The organism is Amycolatopsis vastitatis, from assembly GCF_002234595.1.
In the GTDB taxonomy this organism is placed as follows: Bacteria; Actinomycetota; Actinomycetes; order Mycobacteriales; family Pseudonocardiaceae; genus Amycolatopsis; species Amycolatopsis vastitatis.
This window is the reverse complement of sequence record NZ_NMUL01000153.1, coordinates 1-282: the sequence shown is the minus strand read 5'-3', so window position 1 is coordinate 282 and position 282 is coordinate 1. Positions and strand designations below refer to the sequence as shown.

Below are 282 nucleotides of genomic sequence, written 5' to 3'. Positions count from 1 at the left end.
CGGGTTGAGGGCCTCCACCAACCGGTCGAAGGGCAGGTCCTGGTGGGCGAAGGCGTCCAGGTCGGTCTCGCGCACCCGCGCCAGCGCCTGGCGGAACGTGGGGTGCCCGCTCAGGTCCGTGCGCAGCACGAGGGTGTTGACGAAGAACCCGACGACGTCGTTCAGCGCTTCGTCGTCCCGGCCGGCGACGACCGTACCGATCGGGATGTCCGTGCCGGCGCCCAGCCGATTCAGCAACACGGCGACCGCGGCGTGCACGACCATGAACAGGCTCACGTCGTT

1 protein-coding gene is annotated in these 282 nt (G+C 69.9%); it reads right to left on the bottom strand.

What is annotated here, in order from left to right; translation table 11 throughout:
• Positions 1–282, bottom strand: a 282-nt coding sequence (locus CF165_RS49840) for a condensation domain-containing protein (protein ID WP_143268998.1), incomplete at both ends; no start/stop codon positions are given.